This is a genomic window from Azonexus sp. MM2026_4, from assembly GCF_055901855.1.
Map to the genome: position 1 here is coordinate 3,387,471 of NZ_CM148380.1, position 25,798 is coordinate 3,413,268.

26 protein-coding genes are annotated in these 25,798 nt (G+C 64.9%); 14 read left to right on the plus strand and 12 right to left on the minus strand.

The window, feature by feature from the left end:
* Nucleotides 1-19: 19 nt before the first annotated feature.
* Nucleotides 20-3,538, minus strand: a complete 3,519-nt coding sequence (locus AC0KWY_RS15865) for an indolepyruvate ferredoxin oxidoreductase family protein (RefSeq protein ID WP_474026458.1) — start codon at nt 3,536-3,538, stop codon at nt 20-22.
* Between the two features lie 478 nt (nt 3,539-4,016).
* On the opposite strand from AC0KWY_RS15865, the gene AC0KWY_RS15870 reads away from it, so the two are divergent.
* The 5 genes from AC0KWY_RS15870 (at nt 4,017) to AC0KWY_RS15890 (ending at nt 8,944) form a co-directional block, all read left to right on the plus strand.
* Nucleotides 4,017-5,276, plus strand: coding sequence for a branched-chain amino acid ABC transporter substrate-binding protein (locus tag AC0KWY_RS15870; RefSeq protein ID WP_474026459.1), 1,260 nt, complete (start codon nt 4,017-4,019; stop codon nt 5,274-5,276).
* Nucleotides 5,277-5,370: 94 nt separating this feature from the next.
* On the plus strand, nt 5,371-6,294 hold the full coding sequence (locus AC0KWY_RS15875; RefSeq protein WP_474029742.1) for a branched-chain amino acid ABC transporter permease: 924 nt from the start codon (nt 5,371-5,373) through the stop codon (nt 6,292-6,294).
* A gap of 121 nt (nt 6,295-6,415) precedes the next feature.
* Entirely contained in the window at nt 6,416-7,489 is a 1,074-nt protein-coding gene (locus tag AC0KWY_RS15880) for an ABC transporter permease subunit (protein ID WP_474026460.1), read from the plus strand.
* The gene (locus tag AC0KWY_RS15885) at nt 7,486-8,247 is read left to right on the plus strand and encodes an ABC transporter ATP-binding protein (RefSeq protein WP_474026461.1); all 762 of its coding nucleotides are present in this window, start codon (nt 7,486-7,488) and stop codon (nt 8,245-8,247) included. Before AC0KWY_RS15880 ends, AC0KWY_RS15885 begins: the two co-directional genes overlap by 4 nt.
* On the plus strand, nt 8,240-8,944 hold the full coding sequence (locus AC0KWY_RS15890) for an ABC transporter ATP-binding protein (protein WP_474026462.1): 705 nt from the start codon (nt 8,240-8,242) through the stop codon (nt 8,942-8,944). The genes AC0KWY_RS15885 and AC0KWY_RS15890 overlap by 8 nt, the downstream gene beginning before the upstream one ends.
* A 3-nt stretch (nt 8,945-8,947) precedes the next feature.
* Here the strand turns inward: AC0KWY_RS15890 and AC0KWY_RS15895 are convergent, their stop codons facing one another.
* A complete protein-coding gene (locus tag AC0KWY_RS15895) occupies nt 8,948-9,562 on the minus strand; it encodes a LysE family translocator (RefSeq protein WP_474026463.1) in 615 nt (204 codons plus the stop codon).
* 2 nt (nt 9,563-9,564) lie between these two features.
* Complete coding sequence (locus tag AC0KWY_RS15900) at nt 9,565-10,575, minus strand: CDP-6-deoxy-delta-3,4-glucoseen reductase (protein ID WP_474026464.1); 1,011 nt, start codon at nt 10,573-10,575, stop codon at nt 9,565-9,567.
* 33 nt (nt 10,576-10,608) lie between these two features.
* Between AC0KWY_RS15900 and AC0KWY_RS15905 the strand changes: the two genes are divergently transcribed.
* The 7 genes from AC0KWY_RS15905 (at nt 10,609) to AC0KWY_RS15935 (ending at nt 15,755) form a co-directional block, all read left to right on the plus strand.
* Nucleotides 10,609-11,499, plus strand: a complete 891-nt coding sequence (locus tag AC0KWY_RS15905; RefSeq protein ID WP_474026465.1) for an NAD-dependent epimerase/dehydratase family protein — start codon at nt 10,609-10,611, stop codon at nt 11,497-11,499.
* Nucleotides 11,487-11,903, plus strand: a complete 417-nt coding sequence (locus AC0KWY_RS15910) for a CopD family protein (RefSeq protein ID WP_474026466.1) — start codon at nt 11,487-11,489, stop codon at nt 11,901-11,903. The genes AC0KWY_RS15905 and AC0KWY_RS15910 overlap by 13 nt, the downstream gene beginning before the upstream one ends.
* 1 nt (nt 11,904) lies before the next feature.
* Nucleotides 11,905-13,047 carry a THUMP domain-containing class I SAM-dependent RNA methyltransferase gene (locus AC0KWY_RS15915; RefSeq protein ID WP_474026467.1) on the plus strand — a complete coding sequence of 381 codons (1,143 nt, stop codon included), beginning with the start codon at nt 11,905-11,907 and terminating at the stop codon, nt 13,045-13,047.
* A 102-nt stretch (nt 13,048-13,149) separates the two neighbouring features.
* Nucleotides 13,150-14,445 (plus strand): acetyl-CoA hydrolase/transferase family protein, encoded by a 1,296-nt coding sequence (locus tag AC0KWY_RS15920; RefSeq protein ID WP_474026468.1) that lies wholly within the window; start codon nt 13,150-13,152, stop codon nt 14,443-14,445.
* A gap of 15 nt (nt 14,446-14,460) precedes the next feature.
* Nucleotides 14,461-14,784 carry a hypothetical protein gene (locus AC0KWY_RS15925; RefSeq protein WP_474026469.1) on the plus strand — a complete coding sequence of 108 codons (324 nt, stop codon included), beginning with the start codon at nt 14,461-14,463 and terminating at the stop codon, nt 14,782-14,784.
* Between the two features lie 88 nt (nt 14,785-14,872).
* Entirely contained in the window at nt 14,873-15,217 is a 345-nt protein-coding gene (locus tag AC0KWY_RS15930) for a hypothetical protein (RefSeq protein WP_474026470.1), read from the plus strand.
* Nucleotides 15,218-15,230: 13 nt separating this feature from the next.
* Nucleotides 15,231-15,755 carry a YMGG-like glycine zipper-containing protein gene (locus AC0KWY_RS15935; protein ID WP_474026471.1) on the plus strand — a complete coding sequence of 175 codons (525 nt, stop codon included), beginning with the start codon at nt 15,231-15,233 and terminating at the stop codon, nt 15,753-15,755.
* A gap of 1 nt (nt 15,756) precedes the next feature.
* On the opposite strand, the gene lipA is transcribed toward AC0KWY_RS15935, so the two are convergent.
* Genes lipA through AC0KWY_RS15965 form a run of 6 tightly spaced genes read right to left on the minus strand, consistent with a single transcriptional unit; the run spans nt 15,757 to nt 20,545 of the window.
* Nucleotides 15,757-16,710, minus strand: a complete 954-nt coding sequence (gene lipA / locus AC0KWY_RS15940; RefSeq protein WP_474026472.1) for a lipoyl synthase — start codon at nt 16,708-16,710, stop codon at nt 15,757-15,759.
* Nucleotides 16,703-17,314: a lipoyl(octanoyl) transferase LipB gene (gene lipB, locus AC0KWY_RS15945; protein WP_474029743.1), complete on the minus strand. Its 612-nt coding sequence runs from the start codon at nt 17,312-17,314 to the stop codon at nt 16,703-16,705. The genes lipA and lipB overlap by 8 nt, the downstream gene beginning before the upstream one ends.
* Nucleotides 17,315-17,321: 7 nt before the next feature.
* Entirely contained in the window at nt 17,322-17,591 is a 270-nt protein-coding gene (locus tag AC0KWY_RS15950; RefSeq protein ID WP_474026473.1) for an HP0495 family protein, read from the minus strand.
* Between the two features lies 1 nt (nt 17,592).
* Nucleotides 17,593-18,468, minus strand: coding sequence for a D-amino acid aminotransferase (locus AC0KWY_RS15955; RefSeq protein ID WP_474026474.1), 876 nt, complete (start codon nt 18,466-18,468; stop codon nt 17,593-17,595).
* A 4-nt stretch (nt 18,469-18,472) separates the two neighbouring features.
* The gene (locus AC0KWY_RS15960) at nt 18,473-19,609 is read right to left on the minus strand and encodes a D-alanyl-D-alanine carboxypeptidase family protein (RefSeq protein WP_474026475.1); all 1,137 of its coding nucleotides are present in this window, start codon (nt 19,607-19,609) and stop codon (nt 18,473-18,475) included.
* A gap of 33 nt (nt 19,610-19,642) precedes the next feature.
* Nucleotides 19,643-20,545: a LysR family transcriptional regulator gene (locus AC0KWY_RS15965; RefSeq protein WP_474026476.1), complete on the minus strand. Its 903-nt coding sequence runs from the start codon at nt 20,543-20,545 to the stop codon at nt 19,643-19,645.
* A 102-nt stretch (nt 20,546-20,647) separates the two neighbouring features.
* Here AC0KWY_RS15965 and htpX point away from each other — a divergent pair, with 102 nt between their 5' ends.
* Nucleotides 20,648-21,526, plus strand: coding sequence for a protease HtpX (gene htpX / locus AC0KWY_RS15970; protein ID WP_474026477.1), 879 nt, complete (start codon nt 20,648-20,650; stop codon nt 21,524-21,526).
* A 54-nt stretch (nt 21,527-21,580) separates the two neighbouring features.
* Here the strand turns inward: htpX and AC0KWY_RS15975 are convergent, their stop codons facing one another.
* Genes AC0KWY_RS15975 through lgt form a run of 3 tightly spaced genes read right to left on the minus strand, consistent with a single transcriptional unit; the run spans nt 21,581 to nt 23,671 of the window.
* Nucleotides 21,581-22,342, minus strand: a complete 762-nt coding sequence (locus tag AC0KWY_RS15975) for a hypothetical protein (RefSeq protein ID WP_474026478.1) — start codon at nt 22,340-22,342, stop codon at nt 21,581-21,583.
* 22 nt (nt 22,343-22,364) lie between these two features.
* The gene (locus AC0KWY_RS15980) at nt 22,365-22,838 is read right to left on the minus strand and encodes a VOC family protein (RefSeq protein WP_474026479.1); all 474 of its coding nucleotides are present in this window, start codon (nt 22,836-22,838) and stop codon (nt 22,365-22,367) included.
* 41 nt (nt 22,839-22,879) lie between these two features.
* Nucleotides 22,880-23,671: a prolipoprotein diacylglyceryl transferase gene (gene lgt / locus AC0KWY_RS15985; protein ID WP_474026480.1), complete on the minus strand. Its 792-nt coding sequence runs from the start codon at nt 23,669-23,671 to the stop codon at nt 22,880-22,882.
* A gap of 89 nt (nt 23,672-23,760) precedes the next feature.
* Between lgt and ilvD the strand changes: the two genes are divergently transcribed.
* A complete protein-coding gene (gene ilvD, locus AC0KWY_RS15990) occupies nt 23,761-25,617 on the plus strand; it encodes a dihydroxy-acid dehydratase (protein WP_474026481.1) in 1,857 nt (618 codons plus the stop codon).
* Nucleotides 25,618-25,798 lie beyond the last annotated feature (181 nt).

The window sequence follows — 25,798 nt, forward strand, 5'->3', positions numbered from 1 at the left end:
CCCGCGATTCTACCCAGATTTATGTCATGGTCGCCGCGCGGGCTGCCTCCCTTTTCTGCCGGGCCCGCGTCAGCGCGGCCTCGCGCACCGGGCCGTAGCCCCTGACTTCGGCCGGCCAGGCGGCAAGCGCCGACGGCGAAGCTGGGCGCGCGCTGAGGATGAGGTCGAGGTCGGCCTCGTAGTCGGCGAGCAGGGCGCGATCGAGCTGCCTTTCGTGGCTGTTGCGGAAGGGGTCGAACCAGCCGCCGCGCAGTCGCCTGGCCTTCGCCAGCAGTCCGAGCCAGGGCTGCAGCCAGGGGCCGAAACGCCACTTCTTCGGGCGTCCGTCCGGCCCTGGACGGTGCAGTCCGGGCGGCGCCAGATGGAAGGAGATTTTCCCGCCGTCGAAGGTCTCCGCCAGGCGGCGGGCGAAGTCGCCTTCGGTGTACAGCCGCGCCACCTCGTATTCGTCCTTGGGGGCGAGAAGGCGGGCGTACTGCTCGGCCACCGTGCGCGTCAGCGCCTCGTCGCCGAGGGCGCGGATGGCGGCGACGCGTTGCGTGTAGCGTTCGGTCAGCGCCGCGTCCTGGTAGGCGGTGAGGTGGGCGGCGCGATGGGCGATCAGTTCGTCGAGCGTCATTTCCTGGCGCTGCGTCTGCAGCGGCCCGGCGATTTTCTCGACTTTCTGCCGGTCGACCGCCGCGCGCCGGCCCCACAGGAAGGCCTGGCGGTTGGCGGCGATGGCCGTGCCGTTGAGTTCGATGGCGCGGTCGAGCGCGGCCGCCGACACCGGCACCAGACCCTTCTGCCAGGCGTAGCCGAGGAGCAGGGCGCCGGCGAACAGGGTGTCGCCGAGCAGGCGTTCGGCGAGGTGCTGGGCGTCGAGGAAATCGACGGCGTCGGCGCCGAGGGTGTCGGTCAGCTGCTTCTGCAGGCCGGCCTGCGGGAAGCGCCAGTCGCGGTTGCGGGTGAATTCGGCGGTCGGCGTGTCGGTGCTGCTGACCACGGCGCGCGTCTTGCCTTCGAGCATCTTGGCCAGCGCGTCGCTGCTGGCGCTGACCACCAGGTCGCCGCCGAGGATGGCGTGCGCCTCGCCGGTGGCGATGCGGGCGGCGTGGATGTCCTCCGGACGGTCGGCAATGCGCAGGTGCGAAAAGACGGCGCCGTATTTCTGCGCCAGCCCGGTCATGTCCAGCGTCGACACGCCCTTGCCGTCGAGGTGGGCGGCCATGCCGATGAGCGCGCCGAGGGTGATCGTGCCCTGGCCGCCGACGCCGGTGATGATCAGGTTCCACGGTGTTGCCGTGGACGGCAGTGGCGGTGCCGGCAAAATCGGCCAAATTTCACTGTTGACCGTGGGATTCTGCTTTTTCAGCGTGCCGCCTTCGATGGTGACGAAACTCGGGCAGAAACCCTTCAGGCAGGACAAATCCTGGTTGCAGGCGGACTGGTTGATGCGCCGCTTGCTGCCGAAATCGGTGTCGACCGGCTCGACCGACAGGCAGTTGGACTGCACCGAGCAGTCGCCGCAGCCTTCGCAGACGTCCTCGTTGATGAAGGCACGCTGCGTCGCTGCCGGCATCTTGCCGCGCTTCCTGCGCCGGCGCGCTTCGGTGGCGCAGACCTGGTCGTAGATGAGGACCGAGACGCCGGGGAATTCGCGCAGCTCGCGCTGCACGGCGTCGAGTTCGTCGCGGTGGCGGACGGGAACGTTCGGGGCGAGATCGCTGATCTCTGCGTATTTCTCCGGCTCGGCGGCGACGATGACCATTTTGCCGACGCCTTCGGCCTCCAGCTGGCGGGTGATGCGGGCGACACTGAGGACGCCGTCCACCGGCTGGCCGCCGGTCATGGCGACGGCGTCGTTGTAGAGGATCTTGTAGGTGATTCCAGAGCGTTTGCCGGAGGGGTTTTCTCCCCCTTCCTCGGGAAGGGGGGTGGGGGGATGGCGGTTGAAAGCACTGATTGCTTGCCGTATGGCGAGCAGCCCGGAGTGGAAGTAGGTGCCGTCGCCGAGGTTGGCGAAGATGTGCTTTTCCTCGGTGAACGGCGCCTGGCCGACCCAGGGCACGCCTTCGCCGCCCATGTGGGTGAAGGTCGAGGTCGAGCGATCCATCCACGTCACCATGTAATGGCAGCCGATGCCGGCGACGGCGCGCGAGCCTTCGGGGACTTTGGTGGAGGTGTTGTGCGGGCAGCCGGAACAGAAGTGCGGTTTGCGCTCGGCGAGCACGACCGGCATCTTCGCCACCTGTTGCTTGCCTTCGATCAGCTTCAGTCGCGCTGCGATGGCCGGCGAGGTGAAGAAGCGGTCGATACGCTGGGCGATGACGCGGGCGATGGTCGCCACCGGCAGTTCGCCGGCGGCCGGCAGCAGCCAGTCGCTGTGCGCCAGGTAGCCGCCGTCGCCTTCGACGGTCCACTCACCCTTTTCGTCGAATTTGCCGACGATGCGCGGGCGCACGTCATCGCGCCAGTTGTACAGCTCTTCCTTCAACTGGTATTCGAGCAGTTGGCGTTTTTCCTCGACGACGAGGATTTCCTCCAGGCCTTCGGCAAAGTGGCGCACGCCTTCCGGCTCCAGCGGCCAGACCATGCCGACCTTGTACAGGCGGATGCCGATCTGCGCGGCCAGGGCGTCGTCGATGCCGAGTTCATCCAAAGCCTGGCGCACATCGAGATAGCTCTTGCCGGCGGTCAGGATGCCGAGGCGCGGGGCCGGCGAATCGATGACCACGCGGTCGAGCCTGTTCGCCCGGCAATAGGCCAGCGCCGCGTAGAGCTTGTGGTTGAGCAGGCGCGCTTCCTGGACCAGCGGCGGGTCCGGCCAGCGGATGTTGAGGCCGTCGGGCGGCAGGGAAAAATCCGTGGGAATTTTGATGTTGACCGCAGCATTGTCAATATTCACCGAGGCTGAGGTCTCGACCGTGTCGGCCAGCGCCTTGAACGCCACCCAGCAGCCGGAATAACGGCTCATCGCCCAGCCGTGCAGGCCGAAGTCGAGGTATTCCTGCACGTTGGCCGGGTAGAGCACCGGCATCATCACCGCCTTGAAGACATGCTCGGTCTGGTGCGGCAGCGTCGAGGACTTGGCGGCGTGGTCGTCGCCGGCAATGACCAGGACGCCGCCGTGTTTCGCCGTGCCGGCAGCGTTGGCGTGGCGGAAGACGTCGCCGCAGCGGTCCACGCCCGGCCCCTTGCCGTACCACATGGCGAAGACGCCGTCGTACTTGGCGCCCGGGAACAGTCCGACCTGCTGGCTGCCCCAGACGGCGGTGGCGGCGAGGTCTTCGTTGATGCCGGGCTGGAAGGTGACATGGTGGCCGGCGAGATGTGCCTTCGCTTGCCACAGGCCGAGGTCGAGATTGCCGAGCGGACTGCCGCGGTAGCCGGAAACGAAACCGGCGGTATTGAGCCCGGCGGCGAGGTCGCGCTCGCGCTGCAGCATGGGCAGGCGGATCAGCGCCTGGGTGCCGGTCAGGTAGACGCGGCCGGTGAGACGGGAATATTTGTCGTCCAGCGTCGCGGTGATTGACGCCGGCAAATCGGGTTTGCCCATGTTTGTCTCCATTGTTTGCGGCCTTGTGAGCCGGTTGTCGTCTCTCTGCCTGCCGGGGGTGGTGGCGGGCGGGTCTGGAGATTGGAGTATTGGGGGGAGGGGATGGTTCTTGCAAGAAGGGGGCGTAGCTGTTTCCTGATGCCGCTTTTTTTGAGGATTTGATGCGTTGTGTTCCGCGCCCGTCAGGCGCAGAACACAACGCATCAGACAACTCAGATGCCCACCGGTCAACGGCGGAACCCAGCGCTTCAGCATCAACAAACGCCCGCCTGGCAAAAGCGGATCCCGCCGCCTCGGAAACCAAACCCACCCGAATATCGGCGCGGATAACTCCAGCTCTCGGCGGCAATCACCCCAAACGCGCCAGCCGCCGCGATTTTAGGGATTTTCCGTATTGACGATGCGCAGTCTGTATGCGCAGAATCGGTACCTGTTGTTTCGAGCAGATTTCCCGCCCCCCAATTCAGGAGACTTACCGATGCAAGCCAAGCTTTCCGCAGTAGCCCTCTCCATTGCCGCCGCTTTCGCGCTGTCCGCTTGCGGACCGAAGGAAGAGGCGCCGCCCCCGGCGGCCGCCCCCGCCGCCCCCGCTGCCAAGCCCGAAGTGGTCGTCAAGCTCGGTCATGTCGCGCCGATGACCGGCCCGCAGGCGCACCTGGGCAAGGACAACGAGAGCGGTGCCGTTCTCGCCATCGAGGAACTGAATGCCAAGGGCCTCGAAATCGGCGGTGCCAAGGTCAAGTTCCAGTTGGTCTCGGAAGACGACCAGGCCGACCCGAAGCAAGGCACCATCGTTGCCCAGAAGCTGGTTGACGAGAAGGTCAATGGCGTCGTCGGCCACCTCAACTCCGGGACCACGATCCCGGCCTCCAAGCTCTACTCCGATGCCGGCCTGCCGCAGGTTTCGCCGTCGGCGACCAACCCGAAGTACACCCAGCAGGGCTTCAAGACGGCTTTCCGCGTGATGGCCAACGACGTCCAGCAGGGCAAGGTGCTCGGTGAGTTCGCTGTCAAGCAGGGCGTCAAGACGGTGGCCATCATCGACGACCGTACCGCTTACGGTCAGGGTCTGGCCGACGAATTCCGCAAGGCGGCCGAAGCTTCCGGCCTGAAGGTGGTGGCCAACGAATACACCACCGACAAGGCGACCGACTTCAAGGCCATCCTGACCAAGATCAAGTCGACCAAGGCCGAGCTGGTCTTCTACGGTGGCATGGACGCGCAGGGCGGGCCGATGGTCAAGCAGATGAAGGAACTGGGCATCAAGGCCAAGTTCCTCGGTGGCGATGGCGTGTGTACGCCGGAGTTCATGAAGCTGGGTGGTCCGGCGGCCGACGGTCAGTTCTGCTCGCTGCCGGGCGTGCCGCTCGAGCAACTGGCGAAGGGGCCGGAATTCAAGACCCGCTTCAACACCCGCTTTGGTTATGACATCCAGCTCTACGCGCCGAATGCCTACGACGCGGTGATGGTGATCGCCGATGCGATGAAGCGTGCCGATTCGGTCGAGCCGGCCAAGTATCTGGCTGAAGTCGGCAAGACCAACCTTGAAGGCGTTACCGGCAAGATCGAGTTCGACGAGTTCGGCGACCTGAAGAGCGGCGCAATTTCGCTCTACCAGTACAAGGGCGGCACGTTGAGCTATGTCGAGACCCTGGGCGGTACGCCGGCGCCGGCTGCCGCACCGGCACCGGCGGAAGCGCCTGCCGCGCCGGCGGCTCCTGCCGAAGCGAAGAAGTAAGCAGCCAGTCGGCTCAATGAAACGGCACCGCAAGGTGCCGTTTCCGTATCTTGCGGTCAACGGATTCCAAATGGATATTTCCCTTCATCAGCTCCTGCAGCAGTTTCCGCAGCAAATTGTCAATGGTCTTGTCCAGGGCAGTATCTACGCTCTGGTCGCGCTGGGCTACACGATGGTTTACGGCATCATGGGCCTGATCAATTTCGCCCATGGCGAGGTGGTGATGATCGGTACCTTGGTCGCCATCACCGTCACTGGATCGCTGGCTGCCGCCGGCATGCCGGTCGGCATCGCCGGCCTGTGCGGGCTGGTTGTTTCCGTCCTCTCCTGCATGGCGATCGGCTGGAGCCTGGAGCGGGTGGCCTATCGGCCCTTGCGCGGTTCGCCGCGGCTGACGCCGCTGATCACGGCGATCGGCATGTCGATCGTCCTGCAGAACCTGGCGATGATCCTCTGGGGACGCAATTACATGACCTTCCCGCCGCTGTTGCCGAAGGTCAGTTTCGAATTCGCCGGCGCCCATTTCACGCTGGTCCAGGTGGTCATCGTGCTGCTGTCGGCGGCGATGATGACCGGCCTCGTGCTGCTCGTCTATCGCACCAAGCTGGGCATGGCGATGCGCGCCACGGCGCAGAATCCGGCGGTGGCCAGCCTGATGGGGGTGAACATCAACCGGGTCATTTCCGCCGCTTTCGTCATCGGTTCGGCGCTGGCGGCGGTGGCCGGCGTCATGGTCGGCAGCTACTACGAAGTGGCGCACTACCAGATGGGCTTCGTCCTCGGCCTGAAGGCTTTCACCGCTGCCGTGCTCGGCGGCATCGGCAACCTGGTTGGAGCGATGGTCGGTGGCATCCTGCTCGGCCTGATTGAAGCACTAGGCGCTGGTTACATCGGATATCTCACCGGTGATTTCCTCGGCAGTCACTATCAGGACATCTTCGCCTTCGCGGTGCTGATCGTCGTGCTGATGTTCAAGCCGTCCGGCCTGTTCGGCGAGAAGACGGGAGACCGCGCATGATGCACGCACCGCTGCTCGCCAATCCTTCGTTGGCTGCGCCGTCCGCTTTCTCGCCGTGCTGCAGCACTGTCTCGTCAGCGGCCAGCTTGCCGCCTCGTCTTGCCATCGCATCGGAGCGTGCATGAAAAACTGGCTCAACCCCCGTTCCACTCTGGGGATCGTGCTCATCGCCGCCGCCCTGATCGCCTTGCCTTTCGTCGTCGGCATGGCCGGTCAGGCCTGGGTGCGCATCCTCAATTTCGCCATCCTCTACATCTTCCTGGCGCTCGGCCTGAACATCGTCGTCGGCTTTGCCGGCCTGCTCGATCTCGGCTACATCGCCTTCTACGCGGTCGGTGCCTACACCTGGGCGCTGCTGGCGAGTCCTCACTTCGGCCTGCACTGGCCGATCTGGGCGATCCTGCCGGTCGGCGCGCTGCTCGCCTGCCTGTTCGGGGTGCTGCTCGGTTCGCCAACATTGAAGTTGCGGGGCGATTATCTGGCCATCGTCACCCTCGGTTTCGGCGAGATCGTCCGCATCTTCATGAACAACCTGAATGCGCCGATCAACATCACCAACGGGCCGCAGGGGATCACCCTGATCGACCCCGTGAAGTTCGGCGATTTCAGCTTCGCCACGCGCAGCGAGTTCTTCGGGCTGACGCTGACCGGGCCGTATAAGTATTACTACCTGCTGGTGGCGCTGGCGATCTTCATCGTCATCGTCAACCTGCGCCTCCAGAATTCACGCATCGGCCGCGCCTGGCAGGCGATCCGCGAGGACGAGATCGCCGCCAAGGCGGTCGGCATCAACACCCGCAATGTCAAGCTGCTGGCCTTCGCCATGGGCGCCTCGTTCGGTGGTATCGCCGGCGGCATCTTCGCAGCGATGCAGGGCTTCGTTTCGCCGGAAAGCTTCTCGCTGATCGAGTCGATCATGGTGCTGGCGATGGTCGTGCTCGGTGGCATGGGCCACATTCCCGGGGTGATCCTGGGGGCCATCCTGCTCACCTTCCTGCCGGAGATGGCGCGCTATGCGGTGACGCCGGCGCAGGTGGCGCTGTTCGGCAAGGTACTGATCGATCCGGAAAGCCTGCGCATGCTGCTGTTCGGGCTGGCGCTGGTGCTGGTCATGCGCTTCAAGCCTTCCGGGCTGTGGCCGTCGCCAGAACGCTCGCGGGAACTGGAAGAAAAGACGGCGGGGGTGGCGAAATGAGCGAGGTCCTTCTCGAAGCCCGGGCGGTGGCCAAGCATTTCGGCGGGGTCAAGGCCCTGCAGGACGTTTCATTGTCGATCCGCCAGGGCGAGGTCTATGGCCTGATCGGCCCGAACGGCGCCGGCAAGACGACCTTCTTCAATTGCATGACCGGCCTCTACGTGCCGGACGGCGGTGGCTTCACCTTCGCCGGTGCGCCGCTGCAGGCCGATGCGCCGCAGCGCGCGGCGGAACGCGGGATCGCCCGCACCTTCCAGAACATCCGTCTGTTCGGCAACATGACGGCGCTGGAAAACGTCATGGTCGGCCGCCACGTGCGGACCAAGGCCAGCGTTTTCGGTGCCATCTTCCGCGATCCGAAGACGCGCGCTGAGGAAGCGGCGATCCGCCAGCGCGCGCTCGACCTGCTGCATTACGTCGATATCGCCGACCGCGCCGACGATCTGGCCAAGAATCTTTCCTACGGCGACCAGCGCCGCCTGGAAATCGCCCGGGCGCTGGCCACCGAACCGAAGCTGCTCTGTCTTGATGAGCCGGCGGCCGGCATGAACGCGACGGAAACCGAGGAACTGCGTCAGCTGATCGAAGGTATCCGCAAGGACGGGACGACGGTGTTGCTGATCGAGCACGACGTCAAGCTGGTGATGGGGTTGTGCGACCGGGTCGCGGTGCTCGAGTACGGGGCGCTGCTGATCGAGGATGTGCCTGCGGTCGTGCAGAAGGATCAACGAGTGATTGAGGCTTACCTAGGTGCTTGAAGTTACCGGACTCCGCGTCGCCTACGGCGGCATCCAGGCGGTGCGCAGCATCACCTTCCATGTCAACGAGGGCGAGACCGTTGCCCTAATCGGCGCCAACGGTGCCGGCAAGACGACGACCCTGAAGGCGATTTCCCGGATGGTCGGGGTCGCCGGCGGCGACGTGCATTTCTGCGGCGAGAAGATCGTCGGCATTGCGCCGCACGATGTCATCCGCAAGGGTATTGCGCTGGTGCCGGAAGGGCGGGGCGTCTTTCCCCGCCTGACGGTGCTGGAAAACCTGCGCATGGGCGCCTTCCTGCGCAACGACAAGGACGGCATCGCCGCCGATACCGAGCGCATGTACGGCTATTTCCCGCGCCTCAAGGAGCGTGCCGACCAGTTGGCCGGCACCTTGTCCGGTGGCGAGCAGCAGATGCTGGCGATTTCCCGGGCTCTGATGAGCCGGCCGAAGATGCTGCTGCTCGACGAGCCGTCGATGGGGCTGGCGCCGATCATGGTGCAGAAGATCTTCGAGGTGGTGCGCAACGTCGCCGCTGCCGGCATGACCATCCTGCTGATCGAGCAGAACGCCAAGCTGGCGCTCGAATCGAGCCAGCGCGCCTATGTCCTGGAAAGCGGCGAGATCACGCTGAACGGTGAATCGGCGGCCCTGCTGCACGACCCCAAGGTGCGCGCCGCCTACCTCGGCGAGTGAGCCTCAGCGTTCGCCGAGCAGGCGGACGCCGAAGGCGATCAGCGCGACGCCGGCCAGCTTCTCCAGCCAGCGCGCCAGCGGCGAGCCGGCCTGCAGGCGGTTGCCCAGCTTGCGGAAGAGGGCGATGACGGTGATGCAGTAGAGGAAGGTCAGCGTGGCGATGCTGCCGGCCATGAAGGCGAAGGTGAGCAGGCCGCGATGCCGCGCCGGATCGACGAAGAGCGGGAAGAAGGCCATGTAGAAGATGATCGCCTTCGGATTGAGCAGGGTGATTGCCATCGCCTGGCGCAGGTAGTGGTAAGGCTTGATGTCGAGCAGCGGCGCGGCGCCGGGCTTGGCAAACAGCATGCGCAGGCCGAGCCAGGCGAGGTAGGCGGCACCGCTCCACTGGATGGCGGCAAAGGCCGCCGGGTGCGCCGCGAGCAGCGCGGCAACACCGGCCACCGCGGCCCACATCAGCACCTGGTCGCCGAGGATGACGCCGAGCGTCGCCGCCAGGCCGCCGCGCACGCCGCCCTTGGCGGTCGAGGTCAGCAGCGCCAGGTTGCCTGGTCCCGGGATTGCCAGGAAGATCAGCACGGCGGCGACGAAAGCGCCGTAGTCGGCGACGCCGAACATGCTCAGTTGGCCGAGAAGGTGAAGGCGTCGGAGAAGAACTCTTCTTCCGGCAGGCCGCACTGGCTAATGAAGTCCTTGCGGGCGATGTCGATCATCACCGGCGAGCCGCAGGCATAGACCTGGTGGCCGGAGAGGTCGGGGAAATCGGCCAGCACCGCGTGATGGACGAAACCGGTACGGCCGGTCCAGGCGTCGTCGGCGGCCGGTTCGGAAAGGACCGGCACGTAGTGGATGTTGGCGTGGCTGGCCGCCCACATTTCCGGTAGCGCGTTCTGGTAGAGGTTGACGCGCGCCTTGGCGCCCCAGTAGATGTGCAGCGGGTGCGGGTAGCGGTCGGCGATCGCTTGTTCGACGATGGACTTGATCGGTGCGAAACCGGTGCCGCCGGCGAGCAGGATGATCGGCTTGCCGGCCTCGTTGTGCAGGCTGAAGCCGCCGTGCGGGCCGTCGAAGCGCAGGATGTCGCGCACCTTCATGGTGGTGAACACCTGCTCGGTGAAGAAGCCGCCGGGAACGTGCCGGATGTGCAGTTGCAGCAGATTGTCCTCGTACGGCGCGTTGGCCAGCGAGAAGCTGCGCTTGCGGCCATCCTTGAGCAGGATGTCGATGTACTGGCCGGCGAGGAACTGCAGGTGCTCTGCCGCCGGCAGACGCAGGTGCATGTCGATGACGTCGGGGGCCAGCTTCTCCATCTTCTCGATGCGGGCCGGCAGGGTCTTGACCGGGATGTCGTGCGCCGAGCGCAGTTGCTTGCACTCGATGACCAGATCGGAGGTGGCGTGGGCACAGCAGTAGAGCGTCAGCCCGGCCGCCTTGTCGTCGTCGCTCAGGGCGCTGGTCTTGCCGTGGTTGACCGCGCCTTCCACGACCTTGCCCTTGCAGGCGCCGCAGGCGCCGTCCTTGCAGCCGTAGGGCATGGTCAGCCCTTGGCGCAGCGCGGCCTCGAGCAGGGATTCATCGGCTTCGGCCTCGAACTGGCGGCCGCTTGGCTGGACTGTCACTTGGTAGCGCATCGGTTCCCCTTGGTCGTCGGCTACAATGCCGACGTGCAAAAAATCCTGATTGTCGGCAGCGGGGACGTCGCCCGCCGCATCCTTACCCTGCTTGCGCCGCATTACCGCGTCTACGCCCTGCTGCGCGATGCGGCGCGCCATGCAGAATGGCGCCGCGCCGGCGCGCTGCCGGTGGCCGGCGATCTCGACGACCGGCGCAGCCTGCTTCGCCTCGGCGGCCTCGCCGACATCGTCCTGCACCTGGCGCCACCGCCGGCCAGTGGCAAGCGCGACACGCGAACTCAGCACCTGCTGGCCGCACTGGAAAGCGCGAAAAGTCTACCACGTCGTCTGATCTACGTAAGCACCACGGGGGTCTATGGCGATTGCGCCGGTGCCCGGATCGACGAGACCCGGCGCTGCTCGCCGGCCAATGCGCGGGCGCAGCGCCGGGTCGATGCCGAACACCAGTTGCGGGCCTGGGGGGCGCGCCGCGGCGTCGCCGTCAGCATCCTGCGCGCGCCCGGTATCTACGCCGCCGATCGTCTGCCGCTGGCGCGGCTGGAGCAGCGGTTGCCGGCGCTGTCCGCCGACGAGGACGTATTCACCAATCACATTCACGCCGACGATCTCGCCGCCGCCTGTCGCGCGGCGATCCGGCGCGGTGCCGCCAATCGCGCCTACAATGCAGTCGATGACTCGGACCTGAAAATGGCCGACTACTTCGACCGCGTCGCCGATGCCTTCCATCTGCCGCGGCCACCGCGCCTGCCGCTGGCGCAATTGGCGCAGGCCGTCTCGGCGCCGCAGTTGTCGTTCATGCGCGAATCGCGCCGCATCGGCAACCGCCGGCTGAAGCAGGAATTAAAACTGAGCCTCGCCTATCCGACGGTCGACGTCGGAATTGCCGAGGCCATCTCAAGGAGAAACGCATGCTCGTCGTGAAGACCCTGCATATCTGGATGGTCATTTCCTGGTTCGCCGGCTTGTTCTACCTGCCGCGCATCTACGTCAATCTGGCGATGGTGCCGGCCGACAGCATCGCCGAGCGCGAACGCCTGCTGCTGATGTCGGGCAAGCTCTACAAGTTCATGACGCCGCTCGGCGTGCTGGCGGTGGCGACCGGCCTCTGGCTGTGGTTTGCCTACAACTTTTCCGGCGGCTGGCTGCATGCCAAGACCACGCTGGTCGTTGGTCTGGCCGCCTATCACCTGTATTGCGGTCGCCTGCTCGGCGATTTCAACCGCGGGCGCAACAGCAAGTCGCACGTCTGGTACCGCTTCTTCAACGAAATCCCGGTGATCGTCCTGCTGATCGTCCTTTTCCTCGTCGTCCTCAAGCCCTTCTGACATGAACGAATATTTCGCCATCTGCCCGCGCGGCCTCGAAGAACTCCTGCTCGAAGAACTGCGGGGCATCGGCGCGGAAAACCTGCGCACCACCCACGGCGGCGTCCATTTTTCCGGCGATTGGGCGGTCTGTTACCGCGCCAACCTGGAGTCGCGCCTGGCGACACGCATCCTCTGGCACCTGGTGACCGGGCCCTACGTCAAGGAAGACGACATCTACCGACTGGCGCTGCGCCAGTTGTGGCCGAATCATTTCGCGGTGACGCGGACGATGCGCGTGGTGACGACGGCGATCAAGTGCCCGCTGAAGTCGCTCGACTACGTCACCTTGCGCGTCAAGGATGCCGTCTGCGACCGTTTCCGCGAGGACTTCGGCGAGCGCCCCAATATCGAGACGCGCGATCCCGACGTCAGCATCCACGTCTTCCTGACCGAAAACCTCTGTACGCTGTATCTCGACACCTCAGGCCGACCGCTGTGGCAGCGCGGTTTCCGCAAGGCCAGCGTGGACGCGCCGTTGAAGGAGAACCTCGCCGCCGGCATCCTCAAGCTGAGCGGCTGGCAGCCGGGGACGCCGCTGATCGACCCGATGTGCGGCAGCGGCACTTTTCTGCTCGAAGCCGTGCAGGTCGCCCTTGACCGGGCGCCCGGCCTCGACCGCGGTTTCGCTTTTGAGTTGCTGAAGAAGTTCGATGCCCTGGCCTGGGCGCAGATTCGCGCCGCCGCCGAGGCGCGGGTGAAGCCGGCCGGGCCGCTGCCGATCTTCGGCTCCGACAACGACGACCGCGCTGTGCGCGCCACCCGGCGCAACCTGCAGGAAGCCGGCTTCGCCGATTGCGTGCAGGTTGAACTCGCCGATCTGCTGGACATCGAGGCGCCGGCGCCGACGGGCGTCATGCTGAGCAACCCGCCCTACGGCGAGCGCATCGGCGAGCAGGACGAACTGGCGGCCTTCTACCCCCTGCTGGGTAGCGCCCTGAAGCGGCGCTGGGCGGGCTGGAACTGTTTCTTCTTCACCGCCGACCTGCGGCTGCCCAAACTGGTCGGCCTCAAGCCGAGTCGCAAGACGCCGCTGTTCAACGGGCCGCTCGAATGCCGGCTGTTCGAGATCCGCATGGTGGCGGGCAGTAACCGGGAGCGCTGAAGCAGGGCCGATGGCGCGGTAGTGTTTGACTCTCCGGTTTTTTTCGCGACAATGCGGAGCGAGCCATCCGGCTCAAAATAAAAAACAACACAGGAGATCAGCATGTCCGTCCAGAACCTTTACGAATCCAAGCGCATGTCGGCCGCCGACGCCATCCAGGTGCTCAGCGATGGCGATACCATCGTCGTGCCGACCGGCGTTGGTGAACCGCCCAGCCTGCTGACCGCGCTTTCCGACGCGCGACGCAACTACCGCGGGATCACGGTTTCGCAAATTCTGCCGCTGCGCAAGTTTGGCTACATCGATCCGGAGACGGTCGAGCATGTCCGTCACAGCGCCTACTTCTTCGGTGGCGCGACTCGTCCGGGCGGTCAGGAGGGATGGATCGACTTCGTTCCCGCTTATTTCTCCGAGCTGCCAATGCTGATCAAGCGCGGCCTGACCCCGTCCGACGTCGTCTTCGCGCTGGCCTCGCCGATGGACGAACATGGCTACTTCTCGCTGGCGCTGGCGCCGGACTACACCATGGCGGCAATCGAGCGGGCGCGGGCGGTGGTGCTCGAAGTCAATCCCAACGTCCCTTTCGCCAACGGCGATTGCCACATCCACATTTCCCGGGTCGCCGCCCTCACCGAAAGCAGCGATCCCCTGCTCGAAGTCGGCCTGCCGAAGATCGGCCCGGTCCAGGAAGCGATCGGCGCTCACGTCGCCGAGATGATTCCCGACGGCGCCACCCTGCAGATCGGCTACGGCGGCATTCCCGACGCGGTGGTCATGCAGCTCACCCACAAGCGCGACCTCGGCATCCACACCGAAATGATCGGTGACGGCATCATGACCCTGGTCGAAGCCGGCGTTGTCACCAATCAGCGCAAGAATGTCCATCGCGGCAAGATGCTGGCGACTTTCGCCCTCGGTTCGAAGAAGCTCTACGATTTCATGCACCGCAACCCGGCGCTGGAAATGCACCCGGTCGATTTCACCAACGATCCCTTCCTGGCCGGCCAGAACGACAACCTGCATTGCATCAACGCCACCATGCAGATCGATTTCCTCGGCCAGTGCGGTTCGGAAAGCCTGGGACCGAAGCCCTATTCCGGCACCGGCGGCCAGTCCGACTTCGTTCGCGCGGCAAACCGCTCGAACGGCGGCAAGGCTTTCATCGTGCTGCCGTCGACGGCCAAGGACGACACCATTTCCCGGATCGTGCCGACGCTGACCCCGGGAGCACACGTCAGCACCAGCAAGAACGACATCAACTATGTTGTCACCGAGCATGGGGTTGCCCAGTTGCGTGGCAAGAGCGCCAAGCAGCGCTGCGAGGCGCTGATCGCCATCGCCCATCCCAATTTCCGCGAGGAGCTGCGGGCGGCGGCGAAGAAGCTGAATCTCCTTTAAGGTGCCGAGATGGGGTTGCCGAAGCGATTCTCCGACCAGGAACTGGAACAGATTGTCGAAGAGGCAACCATCTACATGTGCGCCTGTCCGGGCCAGGTAGCGGCGCAGTTACGCAGCTTGCGCGAATTGCACCGCTACCAGATGTGCTGCGCGACGGAGCCCGAAAATGACGGTAGCGTGCACCGCTGCATTGCCGAAGCTACCGCCCAATCCCACGCCATCATGGAGGCCTGCCTCGAGCAGGTGCTGGTGATCGAGGGCTGGGACCGGCAGACGCTGAAGATGCCGGAAGGGCTGCGCCGCGTGCGGGCAGAATTGCTGGAGCGGGATATTTCCTGAGTGGTCGGCGATTACAATCTGTAGCAATTTGCCATTGGCTCCCGCCGGCGCGAGCGCTTAAGCTTTTGCCATCAGTTGGGGAGTTTCCATGAGATACGCCAGCCTCTTTTTGCTTTGTTGCGGCCTGCTTGTGCTGACCAGCCAGGAAGCGATGGCCCATGGTCGCCGGGCGCATGTCGGCGTGGTTATCGGGGCACCCCTCTGGTCGCCTTTCTGGGACCCCTTCCCCTGGTACCCCTACTATCCTCCCTACCCGCCGGTAGTTGTCACGCCGCCAGCGCCGCCGCCCGTCTATATCGAGCAGGCCGAACCGGCTCCGGCGCCAGTCAGCGAGGATTACTGGTATTACTGCGCCAGCGCCCGGGCCTATTACCCAGAGGCTCGGACCTGTCCCGAAGACTGGGTGCCGGTGCTGCCCCGATCCGGTCAATGAAAGGCTGAAAACCATGTCCAGCGCATTCCGATTTTCCCTGCTTCCCTGCCTGCTGGCGCTTGGCGCCTGCACGGTCTTGCCCACTGGGCCCAGCGTCATGGTGCTACCGGGGACCGGTCGCAGCATCGAGAGCTTCCGCGCCGACGAGGCCTGGTGCAAGGACGACGCGATGCGGCAGATCGGCGGCACCAATGCCGGCGAGGCGGCGCGCGAATCGGCGGTGACCAGCGCCGCCGTCGGTGCCGCAGTGGGCGCCATCGCCGGCGCGGCGATCGGCGGCAACAGCCGGGGCGCCGGGGTCGGCGCCGGGGTCGGCCTGCTCGGCGGAACCGCCGCCGGCGCCGAGCATGGCCGGGCTTCGCGGGTCGGCACGCAGCGCCAGTACGACAACGCCTACGTCCAGTGCATGTATGCCAAGGGACACCGCGTGCCGGTGTCGGGCAATTTCAGTCAGGGGCGCGCCCAGCGTGCCGAGGATGCCGGGATTCCGGCGCCCCCGGCCGGCAAACCGCCGGCACCGCCGCCCGGCGCGCGCTGACTCAGGCGACGCCGGCGCTGTGCGCCTGCTGGTCGGCCCAGTAGCTTGAGCGGACCATCGGCGCGCAGGCGGCGCCGGTGAAGCCCATCTTCTTTGCTTCCAGCTCGTACATCTTGAACACGTCCGGATGGACGTAGCGCGTTACCGGCAGGTGGTGGCCGGACGGCGCCAGGTATTGGCCGATGGTCAGCATCTCGACGTCGTGGGCGCGCAGGTCGCGCATGACCTCCAGGATTTCCTCGTCGGTTTCGCCGAGGCCGACCATCAGGCCGGATTTGGTCGACACCTTCGGGTAGCGGGCCTTGAACTGCTTGAGGAAGTCCAGCGAGTGCTGGTAGTCGGCGCCGGGGCGGGCCTGCTTGTAGAGGCGCGGCACGGTTTCCATGTTGTGGTTCAGCACGTCGGGCAGGGCGCCGCCGAGGACATCGAGCGCCACGTCCATGCGCCCGCGGAAGTCGGGGACCAGGGTTTCGACGGTGGTCGTCGGCGACAGCTCGCGGACGTTCTTGATGACGTCGACGAAGTGCTGGGCGCCGCCGTCGCGCAGGTCGTCGCGGTTGACGCTGGTGATCACGACATAACGCAGCTTGAGCGCGGCGACCGATTCGGCCAACTCGCGCGGCTCGTCCGGGTTGGGCGGCAGCGGCTGGCCGTGGCCGACGTCGCAGAACGGGCAGCGACGCGTGCAGATGTCGCCGAGGATCATGAAGGTCGCGGTGCCGCGGCCGAAGCATTCGCCGATGTTGGGGCAGGTGGCTTCCTCGCAGACGGTGTGCAGCTTCTTCTCGCGCAGCATGGTCTTGATCTCGCCGAAGCGGCCGGCGCTGTTGCCGGCCTTGACGCGGATCCATTCGGGCTTCCTCAGCGGTTCGGCGACCGGGACGACCTTGATCGGGATGCGCGCGGTCTTCAGCTCGCCCTTTTGCTTGACGCCTTTTTGCTTCGTTTCAGCCATGTTGATTGTCCAGTTGCTGCAGCAGGTGCTGCGAGAGTTGCTCGCCCGCCTCGTGAGCGGTGAGCGGAATGCCCAGGTCTTTGGTCTGGATGACCTGCAGGCCGGGATAGCCGCAGGGATTGATCGCGTCGAACGGCGACAGATCCATGTCCACGTTCAGCGAGACGCCATGATACGAACAGCCGTTACGGATGCGCAGGCCGAGCGCCGCCACTTTGGCAGGGCCGACATACACGCCGGGGGCACCGTCGCGGCGTTCGGCGGTGACGCCGTAGCCGGCGAGCAGATCGATGACCGCCTGTTCGATGGCGGTGACCAGTGCGCGCACCTTGATCTTCAGCCGAGAGAGGTCGAGCAGCAGGTAGATCACCACCTGGCCGGGGCCGTGGTAGGTGACCTGGCCGCCGCGGTCGATCTTGACCAGCGGGATGCCGACGTCGCGCAGGATGTGTTCCGGTTTGCCGGCCTGGCCGAGCGTATACACCGGCGGATGCTCGACGATCCACAACTCGTCCGGCGTCTCGGACGTCCGCGTGGCGGTGAAATCGAGCATGGCCTGGAAGGTCGGTTCATAGTCGACCCGGCCCAGGCGTTTGACGACGATGTTCACCTTAGAGGACGACCTTCACCAGCGGGTGGGCGGTCAGTTCCGTGTACAGTGCGTCGAGCTGCGGCTTCGAGGTGGCGACCACGGTGCAGGTCAGGCTCAGGTAGTTGCCACCGGAGCTGGCGCGCATTTCCACCGTTGTCGCGTCGAAATCCGGGGCGTGGCGAGTGACGATGGTCAGCACTACCTGGGCGAGCTCGTCGTGCGCCTTGCCCATGATCTTCAGGGGAAAGTCGCAGGGAAATTCGAGGAGGGTGTCCTTGTACGAAGCCATCTCAGCCTTTGCGCATGATCGTGTTCTTGAAATCCTGATACCACTGCCACATCCGTTCGCCGACCGGGCCGGGCTTTCCATTGCCGACGGGTTTTCCGTCGAGCGTGGTGATCGCCAGCACTTCCTTGGTCGACGAGGTCATCCAGACCTCGTCGGCGGCGCGAAGTTCCGCTTCGCCGATTTCGCGCACTTCCAGAGGCAACTGGTGCTGCTTCGCCAGTTCGAGGATCACGTCGTAGGTGATGCCGGGCAGCATCAGTTGCGTCTTCGGCGGGGCCAGCAGCAGGCCGTCCTTGACGATGAAGATGTTGGAGGCGGCGCCTTCCTTCATGAAACCGTCGCGGATCAGCAGCGCCTCGGCACAGCCCTGTTCGACCGCCTGCTGGCGGGCCAGCACGTTGGCCAGCAGCGAGATCACCTTGAGGTCGCAGCGCGCCCAGCGTTGGTCGGCGACGGTGATGGCGGCGACGCCGGCGGCGCGGACGGCGGCCGAAGGCGTGACCAGCGGCGAAGCGAAGGCGAACACCGTCGCCGGCACGCTGGCCGGCGGAAAGGCGTGGTCGCGCTTGTCGTCGGCGCCGCGCGTCACCTGCAGGTAGATCGACTGGTCGTCCCAGGGCGCCTGTTCGATCAGGCGCTCGACGATCCCCTGCCATTCGGCCAGCGGCAGTGGGTTGTCGAGACGGATGCCGGCGAGCGTCGCCTGCAGTCGCGCGAGATGCTCCGCCAACCGGAACGGGCGCCGGGAATAGACGGGAATTACCTCGTAGACGCCGTCGCCGTAGAGAAAGCCGCGGTCGAGCGGCGACACGCCGGCTTCTGCCAGCGGTAGAAACTGCCCATTGAGATAGACGGGATCGGCGACGTAGGCGGTCATGGCATCAGTTGAACCAGAGTTTGACGGTATCGAAGGCTCTGCCGAAGATGCCGGCGAGCGGCACATTTTCAAGAGCCGGGACGAGGTATTCGCCGTAGGGTTTGCCGTCCAGGGTCAGTTTCAGCGTGGTCACGGCCTGCCCCTGCTGGACCGGCGCCATCAGGCGCGGCTGGTTCACCAGTTGCGCCTGCAGCCTGGCTGCCTGTCCCTTCGGTACGGCGACGATGAAATCGTTGGCGAAGCCGGCGGCGATCTGGTTCTGTTTGCCCTTCCAGACGCGCTGCGTCGATACCGCCTGTCCCTTCTTGTAGAGCGTCACCGCGTCGTAGGCGAAGAAGCCCCAGTTGAGCAGCTTCTGCGATTCACTGGCGCGCTCGGCGTCGGAAGCGGTGCCGAGGACCACTGACAGCAAGCGGCGCTGGTTGCGGATCGCCGAGGAGATCAGGCAGTAGCCGGCAGCATCGGTGTGACCGGTTTTCACGCCATCGACGCTGGGGTCGGTCCACAGCAGGCGGTTGCGGTTGGGCTGGGTGATGTTGCCGTAGGTGAATTCCTTCATCGAGTAATAGCGGCGGTATTCCTCGGGAAACTCGCGGATCAGCGCCGCAGCGAGGCGCGCAAGGTCGTGGGCGGTGGTGTAATGCGCCGGGTCCGGCATGCCGGTAGCGTTGCGGAAGCTGGTCGCGGTCATGCCGAGGCGGCGGGCTTCGCGGTTCATCTGGTCGACAAAGCCCTGTTCGCTGCCGGCAATGCCTTCGGCGAGGACGATGCAGGCATCGTTGCCGGACTGCACGATCATGCCCTTGATCAGGTCGTCGACCGCCACCTGGCTGCCGACCTTGACGAACATCTTGGAGCCGCCCATGCGCCAGGCCTTTTCCGAGACCGGCAGGGTCTGCTGCAAGTTCAGCGTCTTCTGGCGTAGCGCCGAGAAGCTCAGGTAGGCGGTCATCAGCTTGGTCAGCGAGGCCGGTTCCAGTCGCTGGTTGGGTTTTTCGGCGGCCAGGGTCTGTCCCGAGCCCATTTCGATCAGCAGCCAGGACTTGGCGGCGAGTTGCGGCGGCGTGGTTTGCTCCTGAGCGAGCGCGGCAAAGGAAAGAATGAGAACGGCCGCCAGCGCGGCCAGTTTGCGGAAAAGCATCGGGGGGATTCGGGGTGGGGAATGGAGTGCGGATTATACCGCTCCCGTTGCCGCTGGCTGCGGCGCGGCTCGGCACAGCACCTCGATTGCCGGATGGCGGATGCGCCGTTCATTGGAGATGGCGTAGATATGCTCGCTGACGCCATCCAGGGTGCCGATCGGCCGGGCGTCGTATTCGCTGGCCAATTGCTCGGCGAGAGCGAGCGGCGCCGGGAATATGCCGAAGCCGCCGCGACCGAAGGTGGTGAGCAGGGCGCTGTCCTCGAATTCGCCGACGATGCGCGGGGACACCTGGTTTTCCTCGAGCCAGCGGTCGATGCGGTTGCGCAGCGCGTTGTGCCGCGTCGGCAACAGCAGCGGCGCGCGCGCCAAGCTTTCCGGAAAACCGCTGCCGTAGCGCTCGCTCAGTGGCGCGGTGGCGAAGAGGGCGGTGGGAAATTCGCCGAGGTGGGTGCTGAATACCTTCAGGTTGCCGCCGACCGGCGCCGGCCGGTCGGTGAGCACGACGTCGAGGCGATGCAGTGCCAGTTCGGCGAGCAGGTTTTCGAATTCGCCCTCGTCGCAGATCAGGCGGACGTCGCCCGGCATCGCGCTGACCTGGTTGAGCAGTCGGTAGGCGAGCAGCTTCGGGATGCCGTCGGAGATGCCGACACGCAGGCGCAGGATGGTGTCGTCGCTGTCGTGCTGCAGGACTTCCTCCAACTGTTCGCCGAGCAGGAAAATCTGGTCGGCGTAGGCCAGCGCCTTGCGCCCGGCGTCGCTCAGCACCAGACCGCGTCCCTGATTGTTGAACAGCGCCTTGCCGAGTTGTCGCTCGAGCAGGCCGAGTTGGCCGCTGATCGTCTGCACGGCAACGCCGAGGCGCTCGGCGGCACGGGTGATGCTGCCTTCCTTGGCGACAACCCAGAAGTAATGGAGGTGTTTGTAATTGAGCATGGTTTTCGAAAAAAACGAAGTTGACCTCAATTTTGCTACGTTTTTTTCGTTATTCCAACGCGTGTTAACATGGCGCCGTTTTCATCACACCCGGAGTTCAACATGAAACGCGTCGTACTTTTCCTGCTGACCAACCTGGCGGTCATGCTGGTACTCAGCGTGGTGACCAGTCTGCTCGGCGTCAATCGGTTCCTCACCGCCAACGGGCTCAATCTCGGCATGCTGCTGGCGTTCGCCGCGGTGATCGGCTTCGGCGGTTCCTTCATCTCGCTGCTGATCTCCAAGTCGATGGCCAAGTGGAGCACCGGCGCCCGCGTCATCGAGCAGCCTTCTTCGTCCACCGAAGTCTGGCTGGTCGATACTGTTGCCCGCCTGGCCAAGCGCGCCAACCTGCCGATGCCGGAAGTGGCGATCTACGACGGCGAACCGAACGCCTTCGCCACCGGCGCCAGCAAGAACAGTTCGCTGGTCGCGGTGTCCACCGGTCTGCTGCAGAGCATGACCCGCGAGGAAGTCGAGGCGGTGCTGGCGCACGAGGTGGCACACATCGCCAACGGCGACATGGTGACGCTGACGCTGATCCAGGGCGTTGTAAACACCTTCGTCATCTTCATTTCGCGCGTCGTCGGCTATCTGGTCGATTCCTTCCTGCGCCGCAACGATTCGGAGAGCAGCGGCCCGGGCATCGGCTACATGGTCACCAGCATGGTCTGTGAGATCGTCTTCGGTGTTCTCGCCACTATCGTCGTCGCCTGGTTTTCGCGGCAGCGCGAATTCCGCGCCGATGCCGGCGCTGCCGGGCTGATGGGCTCGCCGCTACCGATGCAGAACGCCTTGCGTCGCCTCGGCAACCTGCATACCGAACCCTTGCCGCAGAACATGGCGGCGTCCGGTATCGCTGGCGGCAAGGGCGGGTTCATGGCGCTGTTCTCCACTCATCCGCCGCTCGAGGAACGCATCGCCGCGCTCGGCGGTCGCTGAGCGAGCAGCAAAAAGGGAGACCGCGGTCTCCCTTTTTTATGGCCGGCGGAGCGGTCAGTAGTCGATGTTGCGCAGGGCCTGCTCGATCAGCAGCAACTGCTGCTCAATGTCCCGGGCGGCCTGGTCCTGTACCGCTTCGCTGGCGTCACCGAGCTGCAGCGCGAAATTGAGCACCTGCCGGGTCTGGTGATAGATGCCCCACATTTCGATCTGTTCGGCGTGCTGGATCAGCTCGCTGGCTTCCAGTTCGATCGCGTAAACGTCGATCGGCAGCACTTCGAGCGCCTCGTGCATGCGGGCGACGCGCTCCTCGGCGTCCTGTACGAAGAGGCGGTCGAGTACGTCGGAGCGCTCGCCGGGCTTGCTCGATGGGCGTAAGGCGGCTTCCAGGCGGCCGGTGAAATGGCGCAGGCGCTCGCCGAAATGCGGGTTTTCCAGGCCGCCTTCGTCGAGCAGGGCCTCGGTGGCCGCGCTCAGGGCGGCGCTCAGACGGTTGCCCGGCGCCTTGTGTTCCAGGTGATCGGCAACGCTGGCCAGGGTTTCGCCGAAGCGCAGGCAGTCGGCTTCGCCGGTTTCGATGGCCACGGCAAGCAGCGCGAAGACCCGGGGACGGATCGTTTCCGGGGCGCTGCGTCCGTGCTTCGACCAGTCGTCGGCCAATGCCCGGCAGGCGGCTTGCCAGCGTTTGTTGAGTTCAGGCGGGTAGCGTACCGGCTGGGTCTTGCCGACCCAGGGCAGGATCGATGCCATGGCATCGAGGGTCGGAGCGAGGGCGGAACGGGTTTTCTCGAGATCCTCGTCGGGAAGTTGGGCCATCGTCCTCGCTCCTGTGTGGTAATTACCCCGCTAGTTTAGCGAAAGCGTCGACCACTTCGGGTGGCGCCTGCACCAGTTCGACGAGGACGCCCTCGCCGCCGATCGGGAATTCCTCGTTGCCCTTCGGGTGCAGGAAGCAGATGTCGAAGCCGGCGGCGCCCTTGCGGATGCCGCCTGGGGCGAAGCGGACGCCGTTGGCGGACAGCCATTCGACAGCCTTCGGCAGGTCGTCGATCCACAGGCCGACGTGGTTCAGCGGCGTCGTGTGTACGGCCGGCTTCTTTTCCGGATCGAGCGGTTGCATCAGGTCGACCTCGACCTTGAACGGGCCTTTGCCCATCGCGCAGATGTCCTCGTTGACGTTCTCGCGCTCCGACATGAAGGTGCCGGTGACCTCGAGGCCGAGCCTGTCGACCCACAGGGTCTTGAGTTTTTCCTTGGATGGGCCGCCGATGGCGATTTGCTGGATGCCGAGAACCTTGAACGGACGAGTCATGCGTTATCTCCCTGTCGGGCTGTGGTTTGAGTAATCCATAATTATAGGGATTTCCGGCGGTAGGCAAAGGTCAGCAGCGCGACGCCGGCCAGCACCATCGGCAGCGACAGCCACTGCCCCATGCTGACCGTGTACGACTGGCCGAAGATGCCGTGATCCGGTTCCCGGAAGAACTCGGTGACAAAGCGGAAGCTGCCGTAACCAATCAGGAAGACGCCTGACGTGGCACCGGTCGGCCGGGGCTTTGCGGTCCACAGCCAGAGAATGGCAAACAGCGCCAGGCCTTCAAGGCCGACGTGGTAAAGCTGCGACGGGTGGCGCGGTTCGAGGCTGCCCGATTGCGGAAAGACCATCGCCCACGGCAGTGACGGGTCGGCCAGTCGGCCCCACAGCTCGCCGTTGATGAAATTGCCGACGCGCCCGGCGGCCAGGCCGAGTGGGACCAGTGGCGCGATGAAGTCGGTCACGGTCAGCCAGCGTAAGCCGGCTTTTTTTGCCCACAGCGTCATCGCCAGCAGCACGCCGAGGAAGCCGCCGTGGAAACTCATGCCGCCTTTCCAGACGGCGAGGATCTCGAGCGGATTGGCCAGGTAGTAGCCGGGCTCGTAGAACAGCACCTGGCCGAGGCGGCCGCCGAGTACGACGCCGAGCACACCGTAGAAGAGCAGGTCGTCGAGTTGTTCGGCGCTGACCGGCGCCAGCTTCTGGCGGATGCGCAGACGGCCGAGCGCAATGAACTGCAGGAAGGCGAGCAGGTACATCAGGCCGTACCAGCGGATGGCGAGCGGACCGAGGTAAATGGCGACGGGATCGAACTGAGGATGGAGCAGCATGGTCGAATCGATTCGGCTAGAATTGGCCGATTATAGATCGCGTCCGTGACAGCTACGTGCCGGCGCCAGATACTAAACGGAGAGTGAGCATGCCCCAGTACCGTTCCCGCACTTCCACCCATGGCCGCAACATGGCCGGCGCCCGCGCCCTGTGGCGCGCGACCGGCATGAAGGACGGCGACTTCGGCAAGCCGATCATCGCCGTCGTCAACAGCTTCACCCAGTTCGTTCCCGGCCACGTCCATCTCAAGGACATGGGCCAGCTGGTCGCCCGCGAGATCGAGGCGGCCGGCGGTGTCGCCAAGGAATTCAATACCATCGCCATCGACGACGGCATCGCCATGGGGCACGGCGGCATGCTCTACTCGCTGCCGTCGCGCGACCTGATCGCCGATTCGGTCGAGTACATGGTCAACGCCCATTGCGCCGATGCGATGGTCTGTATCTCGAACTGCGACAAGATCACCCCGGGCATGCTGATGGCCGCGATGCGCCTGAACATCCCGGTCATCTTCGTTTCCGGCGGGCCGATGGAAGCCGGCAAGGTCAGCTGGAAGGACCAGACGATCAAGGTCGACCTCATCGACGCGATGATCAAGGCCGGCGACAAGAGCGTTTCCGACGCCGAAGTCGAGAGCTTCGAACGTTCCGCCTGCCCGACCTGCGGTTCGTGCTCGGGGATGTTCACTGCCAACTCGATGAACTGCCTGACCGAAGCGCTCGGCCTCAGCCTGCCCGGCAACGGCACCGTCGTCGCTACGCACGCCGACCGCAAGCAGCTGTTCCTGCGCGCCGGACGTATCGCCGTCGAACTCTGCCGCCGCTATTACGAGCAGGAAGACGCTTCGGTCCTGCCGCGGGCGATCGCCACCAAGGCGGCCTTCGAAAACGCCATCACGCTCGACGTCGCGATGGGCGGTTCGACCAATACCGTGCTGCACCTGCTGGCTACCGCCCGCGAAGCCGAAGTCGATTTCACGATGGCCGACATCGACCGCATCTCGCGCAAGACGCCGTGCCTGGCCAAGGTGGCACCGGCAACGCAGAAATACCACATCGAGGATGTGCATCGCGCCGGTGGCATCATGGCCATCCTCGCCGAACTGGCGCGTGCCGGCCTGATCCACACCGACGTGTTGACCGTGCACATGAAGACGCTGGGCGAGGCGATTCACACCTACGACGTCACCCATAGCGCGGCGCCCGACGTGCTCGAGTTCTACAAGGCGGCGCCGGGCGGTGTGCCGACGCAGACCGCGTTTTCCCAGGATCGCCGTTATCCCGAACTCGATCTCGATCGCACCAACGGCTGCATCCGCAATCAGGTCAATGCCTATTCGCAGGATGGCGGTCTGGCCGTGCTCTACGGCAACATTGCAGTCGACGGCTGCATCGTCAAGACAGCTGGTGTCGATGAATCGATCTGGAAGTTCAGCGGCCGGGCGCGCGTCTTCGAAAGCCAGGATGCCGCGGTCGAGGCAATTCTTGGCGGCAGCATTGTCGCCGGCGATGTTGTCGTGATCCGCTATGAAGGACCAAAGGGCGGCCCGGGCATGCAGGAGATGCTCTATCCGACGTCGTACCTGAAGTCGATGGGATTGGGCAAGGAATGCGCCCTGCTCACCGATGGTCGTTTCTCCGGTGGCACTTCGGGGTTGTCGATCGGTCATGCTTCGCCAGAGGCTGCCGACGGCGGAGCCATCGGCCTGGTTGAGGAAGGCGATGTGATCGAGATCGATATCCCCGGGCGGCGCATCCATCTCGCGGTGAGCGATGAAGTGTTGGCCGGACGACGCGCCGCGATGGACGCGCTGGGCGAAACGGCCTGGAAGCCCGCGAATCGGCAGCGTCTGGTCTCGCCAGCCTTGCAAGCCTACGCGCTGATGGCGACCTCGGCGGACAAGGGGGCGGTTCGCGATGTGACGCAGATTCAGCGTCGGAAATAGAACGGGAGTCAACTTTTCGGAAGCCTGTCCGTTAATTCAGCGACCGGGAACGCGATTGACGACAGGCCGGTGGATGTGAAAATGTTGTAAGTGAGAATTGCGATTGGCGGTGAAGGGCTATATCATCCGTTCATGAAATAACGCCAAGTCTTAAAAGTATCAACCTATCCAAAACGGAGCG